The organism is Embleya sp. NPDC056575 (assembly GCF_042793325.1).
Classification (GTDB): Bacteria; Actinomycetota; Actinomycetes; order Streptomycetales; family Streptomycetaceae; genus Embleya.
On the sequence record NZ_JBHTVA010000063.1, the window covers coordinates 13,886 to 22,930 of the forward strand.

Genomic DNA, 9,045 nt, shown 5'->3' on the forward strand with positions numbered 1-9,045 from the left:
CAAGCAGGCGGTCGGCGAACTCCAGGACGCCCGCGAACGGTTGCGGGAACTGGAGCAGGCCGCCGCCGAGCCGATCGCCATCGTCGGCATGGCCTGCCGCTTCCCCGGCGGGGTCGAATCACCCGACGCACTCTGGGAGTTGGTGGCCCAAGAGCGGGACGCGATCGACGCGTTCCCGACCGACCGCGGCTGGGATGTCGACGGCCGCTACGACCCCGACCCCGGTGTACCGGGCAGCTACTACGCGCGCGGCGGGGGATTCCTGTACGACGCCGCCGAGTTCGACGCCGACTTCTTCGGAATCTCGCCGCGCGAGGCGTTGGCCATGGACCCGCAGCAGCGGCTGCTCCTGGAAACCGCGTGGGAGGCACTGGAACGCACCGGGACGGACCCGCAGGCGTTGCGGGGCAGCGACACCGGGGTGTTCGTCGGCCTGATGGGCCACGGCGGACAGCGGTACGGGCTCGGCGCCGAGGAGGCCGGTCAGGGCGGCGACGGCTTCGGCGGGACCGGCAGCGCGGCCAGTGTCGCCTCCGGGCGGATCGCGTACCTGCTCGGCCTGGAGGGTCCGGCCCTGACCGTCGACACGGCATGCTCGTCGTCACTGGTGTCGATGCACCTGGCGAGTCGGGCGCTGCGCAAGGGCGAATGCTCGCTGGCACTGGTCGGCGGCGCCTCGGTGATGGCGACGCTGGACACCTTCGTCGACTTCTCCCGGCAGCGGGGGCTGGCCGAGGACGGCCGCTGCAAGGCGTTCGCGGCCACGGCGGACGGTACCGGGTGGTCCGAGGGCGTGGGCATGGTGGTCCTGGCCCGGCTGTCCGACGCCCGGCGGCTGGGATACCCCGTGCACGCGGTGATCCGGGGGAGCGCGGTCAACTCCGACGGCGCCTCCAACGGCCTGACCGCGCCGAACGGCCCGTCCCAGCAGCGGGTCATCCGCCAGGCACTGGCCGACGCGGGTCTGACCGCCGCCGACGTCGACGTGGTGGACGCGCACGGCACCGGTACCCGACTGGGCGACCCGATCGAGGCACAGGCCCTGCTGGCGACCTATGGCCGGGAACGTCCCGACGACCGGCCGCTGTGGCTGGGCTCGCTGAAATCCAATATCGGCCACACCCAGGCCGCGGCCGGCGTCGGCGGCGTGATCAAGATGGTGCAGGCGCTGCGACACGGCCTGCTGCCCAGGACGCTGCACGTGGACGAGCCGACCCCCGCCGTGGACTGGGCGTCGGGCGCGGTCGAACTGCTGACCGCGGCGCGCGCCTGGCCCGAGACGGGCCGGGCCCGTCGGGCGGCGGTGTCGGCCTTCGGGATCAGCGGAACCAATGCGCACGTGATCATCGAGGAGGCACCGAAGCCGCCGGAGCCGGAGCCGCAATCGCTGCTGGAACCGGTGCCGGAAGCGGGTCCGGAACCCGGGTCGGCACCGAGGTCGGAACGAAGCCCGGACCCGGGGCCGGAGTCCGAGCCCCCCGTGGTGCCGCTGCTGCTGTCCGCCGCCTCGGCCCCGGCGCTCGCCGCTCGGGCGCGCCAACTGCACGACTTCACGGCAGCCGACCCGAGCGCGCCCGTGGCCGCCGCCCTGGCCACGCGGGCGCCACGACTGTCGCACCGCGCGGCCGTGCTCGGCACCGACCCGGCGGCGGGCCTGCGCGCCCTCGCCGAGGGCCGGCCGTCCCCGGACGTCCTCCTCGGCACCGCCCGCCCGCGCGGGAAAACCGTATTCGTCTTCCCCGGCCAGGGCTCGCAATGGTCCGGCATGGCCCTCGACCTGTACCGCGAATCCCCGGTGTTCCGCGCCCGGTTGGACCGCTGCGCCGACGCCCTCGAACCGCACGTCGACTGGACCCTCCTCGACGCGCTCGCCGGGCCCCTCGACGGCGTCGACGTGGTGCAACCGGCGCTGTGGGCGGTGATGATCTCGATCGCCGCGCTGTGGCAAAGCCACGGCCTCGTCCCCGACGCGGTACTGGGCCACTCCCAGGGCGAGATCGCCGCCGCGTACGTCGCCGGCGCCCTCTCCCTCGCCGACTCGGCCACCGTCGTCGCCGCCCGCAGCAAGGCCATCGTGCGCCTGGCCGGTACCGGCGGCATGGCCTCCGTGCAACTCCCCACGGCCGACACCGCGCACCGGATCGAGCGCTACGCCGGCGCGGTCGAGATCGCCGCGGTCAACGGACCCGGCAGCACGGTCGTCTCGGGCACCCCCGCCGCCCTGACCGACCTCGTCGAGTCCTGCGAGGCCGACGGGATCCGGGCGCGGCTCATCCCGGTGGACTACGCCTCCCACTCGGCGCACGTCGAGGCCCTGCGGGACGACATCCTCGGCACGCTCGCCGGTATCCGACCCCGCCCGACCCGAGTCCCGTTCCACTCCACTGTCACCAACGAGATCCTGGCCGGCCCGGAACTGGACGCCGAGTACTGGTTCCGCAACCTGCGCCACACCGTCGGTTTCGCCGCCGGCACCCGGGCGCTGCTCGACCGGGGACACCGGGTGTTCGTCGAGGTCAGCGCTCACCCGGTGCTGACCACCGCGATCGGCGAGACGATCGAGGAGGCCGAAACACCCGACACGGTCGTCCTGGAGTCGCTGCGCCGGGACGAGGGCGGGTCGACGCGCTTCGCCGCCGGACTGGCCGGGGCCTATGTCCACGGCATCGAGGTCGCTTGGCAACTGCCGGCGACCGACGTGGAGTTGCCGACCCACCCGTTCCAACGCCGGCGCTACTGGCTCGAAGCGCCCGCCGCGATCGGCGACATCACCGCCCTCGGCCTGCGCCGCGCCGATCACCCGATGCTGGGCGCGGCGATGCGCACCGCCGACGCGCAGACGCTGGTCCTCACCGGCCGGTTGTCCCATACCGCGCAACCGTGGCTGCTCGACCACGGGATCGGCGAATCGGTGTTGCTGCCCGGCGCGGCGCTGGTCGAACTCGCCCTCCAGGCCGGCGACCGGGTCGGGCGCGCACATCTGGCCGAACTGACCATGCAGGCACCGGTGGTCGTCGACGCCGACCTCGATCTCCAGGTGCTGATCGGCCCGGAGGTCGACGCCGGTCGGCCGGTGGCGGTGTACACCAGCCCGAGCGGGCGGGACGAGTGGACCCGGCACGCACAGGGCGTGCTGACCGCCGAGGAGCCGCCGGCAGCCGGCGAGTCGACCTCCTGGCCGCCGCCGGGAGCGGTGGCCGTGCCGGTGGACGGGCTCTACGAGGACCTGGCCGAGCGCGGCTACGCCTACGGCCCGGCGTTTCGCGGCGTGCGGGCGGCGTGGCGCGACGGCGAGGTGATCCACGCCGCGGTCGCGCTGCCGGACGAGCTGGACGTCTCCGGCTTCGGGCTGCACCCCGCCCTGTTGGACGCGTCGCTGCACGCGGCCGGTCTCGCCGGGACCGACGACCTGCGCCTGCCGTTCGGCTGGAGCGACGTGCACGTGTACGCGACCGGCGCCCGGAGCGTACGGGTACGTCTGTCCCCGGCCGGGCCGGACACGATCGCCGTGCTCGTCACCGACGAGGCGGGGCAACCGGTCGCATCGGTGGGCGAGTTGTCGCTGCGCCCGGTCGACGCGGGCACGTTCGGTCGGCCCCGGGTGGACACCTCCGCGCTGTTCGGCGTCGACCTCGTCCCGATCGACCTTCCCGAACCACCCACCGAGAACCCGTGGTTCACCCTCTCGACGGCCGGCCACGACCGGCCGAGCCCGCCGTCTTCCGCACCGGCCGCGTTGTGGACCTGCCCGACCGGCGAGCTGGAGGACGTCGTCGCCCGGACGCTGGAGGTGGTCCGGGACTGGCTCGCCGACGCGGACCTCGCCGACGTCCCGCTCGTCGTGCTCACCCGGGCGGACGAGCCCGCACACCGCGCGGTGGCCGGCCTCCTGCGCACCGCCCGCAGCGAACACCCGGGCCGACTGCGGCACATCGACGTCGACGAGCACCCGCACACCCGGCACGCACTGCCGGCCGCGATGGCCGTCGACCACCCCGAACTGGTGATCCGCGCCGGGATCGGCGCGGTGCCGCGCCTGGTCCGCGCGTCCGCGTCGCCCGCCCTGCCCGAGCCGAACGAGCGGCCGTGGCGGCTGGCCCCGACCCATCGCGGCGATCTCGACGGGTTGTCGCTCGCCGCGTGTCCCGAGATGCTGCGCCCGTTGGCGGCCGGCGAGGTGCGGGTCGCGCTGCGGGCGGGCGGACTGAACTTCAAGGCCGTGCTCCTCGAACTGGGCATGGTGGCGCGGGACGAGTGGTCCTCGCTGGGTGAGGGCGCGGGAGTCGTCCTGGAGGTCGGCGCGGACGTCACCGGACCGGCCCCGGGGGACAGGGTGATGGGCCTGTTCACCGGAGGTCTGGGTACGGTCAGCATCTCGGATCACCGGCTGGTCGTGCCGATGCCGAAACATCTGTCGTTCGCGCAGGCCGCCGGGGTTCCGGTGGTGTACCTGACCGCCTACTACGGCCTCGCGGACCTGGCCGGGCTGCGATCCGGCGAATCGCTGCTGCTGCACGCCGCGACCGGCGGGGTGGGCTTCGCGGCCCTGCAACTGGCGCGGCACTGGGGCGCCGAGGTGTTCGGCACCGCGAGCGCCGGCAAACGCGACGTGCTGCACGCGTGGGGCTTCGACGACGACCACCTCGCCGACTCGCGCAGCCTCGGCTACGCCGAGCGGTTCGGCCGGACCACCGGTGGTCGTGGCGTGGATGTGGTGCTCAACGCGTTGGCCCACGAGCACGTCGAGGAGTCGCTGGCCCTGCTGTCGAGCGGCGGACGTTTCGTGGAGATGGGCAAGACCGACATCCGCGATCCCGAGGAGATCGCGAAGACCCATCCCGGGGTGCGCTACCGGGCGTTCGACGTGATGGAGGCCGGCTTCGACCGCCTCGGCGAGATGCTGGAGGCGATCCGCGTCCTGTTCGACGAGGGCGCGCTGCGACCGATGCCGCTGACCACGTTCGAGGTACAGCGTGCCCCGGAGGCGTTCCGATACCTCCGCCAGGCCCGACACGTGGGCAAGATCGTGCTGACCGTACCCGCACCGCTCGACCCCGACGGCACGGTGCTGATCACCGGCGGGACGGGTGTGCTCGGCGGGGTGATCGCGCGACACCTGGTGGCCGAACACGGGGTACGGCGGCTGCTGTTGACCAGCCGCCGCGGCCCGGCGGCCGAGGGCGCGGGCGCGTTGGTTGACGACCTGCGCGCGGCGGGCGCCGACGTGGACGTGGTGGCGTACGACGTCACCGACCGCGAGTCCCTTGCCGGGCTGATCGGTTCGACGCACCGACTGACCGGGGTGGTACATGCCGCCGGAGTGCTCTCCGACGGCGTCCTGGAGGCGCTGACCCGCGACGACCTCGACGCCGTGCTGCGGGCCAAGGCCCGCTCGGCATGGGATCTGCACGAGCTGACCCGGGATCACGACCTGTCCCTGTTCGTGCTGTTCTCCTCGGCCGCCGGCGTGCTGGGCAACGCGGGTCAGGGCGGATACGCCGCGGCCAACGCCTTCCTCGACGGCCTCGCCGAACATCGGCGCGGGCTCGGGCTGCCGGGGTTGTCGATCGTGTGGGGCCTGTGGGCCCGGGAGAGCGCGATGACGGGCCACATGAGCGACACCGACCGGGATCGCCTGTCCCGGATGGGGCTGGGCGCGATCACCGACGAGCAGGGCGCGGCCCTGTTCGACGCCGCCCTCGCCCTGCGTCGCCCGGTCGCGGTGGCGGTACCGATCGACGCGGCCGGCCTGCGCAAGAGCGGCCGACCGTGGCCCGACGTGTTGTCGGCGCTGGACCCGAGCGGCCCGACCCGGCGCCGCGTCGCGGCCCGGACGACCGACACCTCGCGCGCGGACCGGCTCCTCGAACTGCCCGAACGCCAACGCCGCCGGGAACTGCTCGAACTGGTACGGGAGTGCGCGGCCCTCGTGCTGGGGCACGACACGGCAGCCGCGGTCGACGCGGACAGCGCGTTCAAGGAACTCGGGTTCGACTCGCTGACGGCGGTGGAACTGCGCAACCGACTGGGCAACGGCACGGGCCTGCGCCTGCCCCCGACGGTCGTGTTCGACCACCCGACGCCGGTCGAACTGGCCGGCTTCCTGGACGAACTGCTCGTGCCCGCGCAGGAGACCGGCGTGCGGTCCGTCGTCACCGAACTCGATCGACTCGCCGTGGCGGATCTCGACGACGAGGAACGCGACCTGCTCGCCAGGGGACTCCAGGAGGTGTTGCGCCGACTCGCCGCACCGACCGACGGAGGCGGCGAGGAAAGGGACTTCACCGCCGCCTCCGACGACGAACTCTTCGACTTCATCGACGGCGAACTCGACATCGCATGAATTCGCGTCCGTACGGAAGGGGGCTGCCCGGGATGTCCAACGAGCAGAAGCTGCGCGAGTATCTGAGGCGCGTCACGACGGACCTCCAGCGCGCCCAGCGGGAGCTGCGCGACGCCGAGGCCGCCGCCCGGGAGCCGATCGCGATCGTCGGCATGGCGGCCCGGTTCCCCGGTGCCGCCAACGCCCCCGAGGAGCTGTGGGAACTGATCCGTGGCGGTGGGGAAGCCCTCACGGATTTCCCGAGCGACCGAGGGTGGGATCTCGATCGGCTGTCGGACCCCGACCCCGACACACCCGGAACCACCTACCTCACCCGCGGCGGCTTCCTGGCCGGCGCGGGGCGGTTCGATGCCGAGTTCTTCGGGATCTCACCGCGTGAGGCGGCGGCGATGGACCCGCAGCAGCGGGTGTTGTTGGAAACCTCGTGGGAGGCGTTGGAGAGCGCCCGCATCGACCCGGCGTCGATGCGGGGCAGCTCCACCGGCGTCTTCGTCGGGGTGATCCCGCAGGAGTACATGCCGCGCGCGGGGGAGACGCCCGAGGACCTGGAGGGCTTCGTCCTCACCGGCGGCACCACCAGCGTCGCGTCGGGCCGGATCGCCTATGTGCTCGGCCTGTTGGGACCGGCGGTGACGCTGGATACGGCGTGCTCGTCGTCGCTGGTGTCGGTGCACCTGGCGGAACAGTCGCTGCGCAGCGGGGAGTGCGACCTCGCGCTGGCGGGCGGCGCCACCGTGATGTCCGGTCCGAGCGTGTTCGTGGAGTTCTCCCGACAGCGCGGGTTGGCGCCGGACGGCCGCTGCAAGGCGTTCGCCGCGGCGGCGGACGGCACCGGGTTCTCCGAGGGCGTCGGGGTGTTGGTCCTGGCCCGATTGTCCGAGGCGCGGCGGCGCGGGTTGCCGGTATTGGCACTGGTGCGGGGCAGTGCGGTGAACTCCGACGGCGCGTCCAACGGCCTGACCGCGCCGAACGGGCCGTCCCAGCAGCGGGTGATCCGGCAGGCACTGGCCAACGCCGGTCTGTCCCCCGCCGAAGTGGATGTGGTGGAGGGGCATGGCACGGGAACACGGCTGGGAGACCCGATCGAGGCGGACGCGCTGCTGGCCACGTACGGACGGGCACGTACGCCGGGCTCCGACGAACAGGCGTTGCTGCTGGGCTCGGTGAAGTCGAACATCGGCCACACCCAGGCCGCGGCGGGCGTGGCCGGGGTGATCAAGATGGTCATGGCCATGCGGGACGGGGTGGTGCCCAGGACGCTGCACGTGGACGAGCCGACACCCGCGGTGGACTGGTCCGCCGGGACGGTCGAGGTGGTGACCGAGTCCCGGCCGTGGCCGACGACGGGCTGGCCGAGGCGGTCGGCGGTGTCGTCGTTCGGGATCAGCGGGACCAACGCGCACGTGATTCTCGAACAGGCCCCGGTGGACGAGCCGATGGCGGCGACCGAGCCGTCCGAGGCACCGGGGACCGCGTTGCCGGTGGTTCCGGTGGTGGTGTCGGCGCGGTCGGCCGCGGCGTTGCGGGCACAGGCGGAGCGGCTGGTGCCCGTGGTCACGGGCGGCGCGTCGCCGGCGGACGTGGGGTTGTCGGCGGCGGCGTCGCGTTCCACGTTCGAGTACCGCGGCGTGGTGCTGGCGGGCGATGTGGATGAACTCACGGCCGGTTTGCGGGCATTGGCCGCAGGTGAGCCGGCCGCGGGCCTGGTGTCGGGGGTCGCCGCCGAGGGACTCACGGCGTTCCTGTTCACCGGTCAGGGCGCGCAGCGCGTGGGCATGGGCCGGGAGTTGTACGAGACGTTCCCGGTGTTCGCGGCGGCGTTCGACGAGGTTTGTGGTCACTTCGACACGCTGCTGTCCGGGTCGCTGCGAGACGTCGTGTTCGGGGACGGCGAGCGGTTGGATCGGACCGGGTGGACGCAGCCGGCGTTGTTCGCGGTCGAGGTGGCGATGTTCCGGCTGCTGGAAGCGTGGGGCGTACGGCCCGACTTCGTGACCGGGCACTCGATCGGCGAATTGGCCGCGGCGCACGTGGCCGGGGTGCTCGATATGGCCGACGCCTGTGCGGTCGTGGCGGCGCGGGGCCGCTTGATGCAGGCGCTGCCGGCCGGCGGGGCGATGGTCGCGGTGCGGGCCACCGAGGCCGAGGTGCGCGATCTGCTGCGCGGGCGTGAGGACCGGGCCGGGATCGCGGCGGTCAACGGGGCGACGTCGGTGGTGGTCTCCGGCGCCGAGGACGTGGTCCTGGCCGTCGCCGAAACGCTGCGCGAGCACGGCCACAAGACGAACCGGCTCACCGTGAGCCACGCCTTCCACTCGCCCCTGATGGACCCCGTCCTCGACGCGTTCGCCGCGGTCCTGGACGGTGTGGAGTTGGCCGAGCCGTTGATTCCGATGGCCGCCGACACAACCGATGTGCGCTCGGCGCGGTATTGGGTCGACCACGTCCGCGAGCCGGTGCGCTTCGCGGAGCACATCGCGCGCCTGCGGGAGCAGGGCGTCACGCGGTTCCTGGAGATCGGCCCCGACGGCGTACTCACCGCGCTGGGCCCGGAGACCGCGCCGGACGCGAGGTTCGTCGCCTTCCAACACCGCGACCGCCCCCAGACCCGTACCGCGCTCACCGCACTCGCGCACCTGCACACCCACGGCCTCACCGTCGAGTGGCAACACCTGTTCGCCGACACCGACGCCACCCTCGTC

The 9,045-nt window shown here is 73.3% G+C and carries 1 pseudogene; it reads left to right on the forward strand.

Annotation, left to right across the window (positions count from 1 at the left end):
* Positions 1–10: 10 nt before the first annotated feature.
* Positions 11–9,045, forward strand: a pseudogene (locus ACFRCG_RS36810) (beta-ketoacyl synthase N-terminal-like domain-containing protein); the annotation flags it as partial.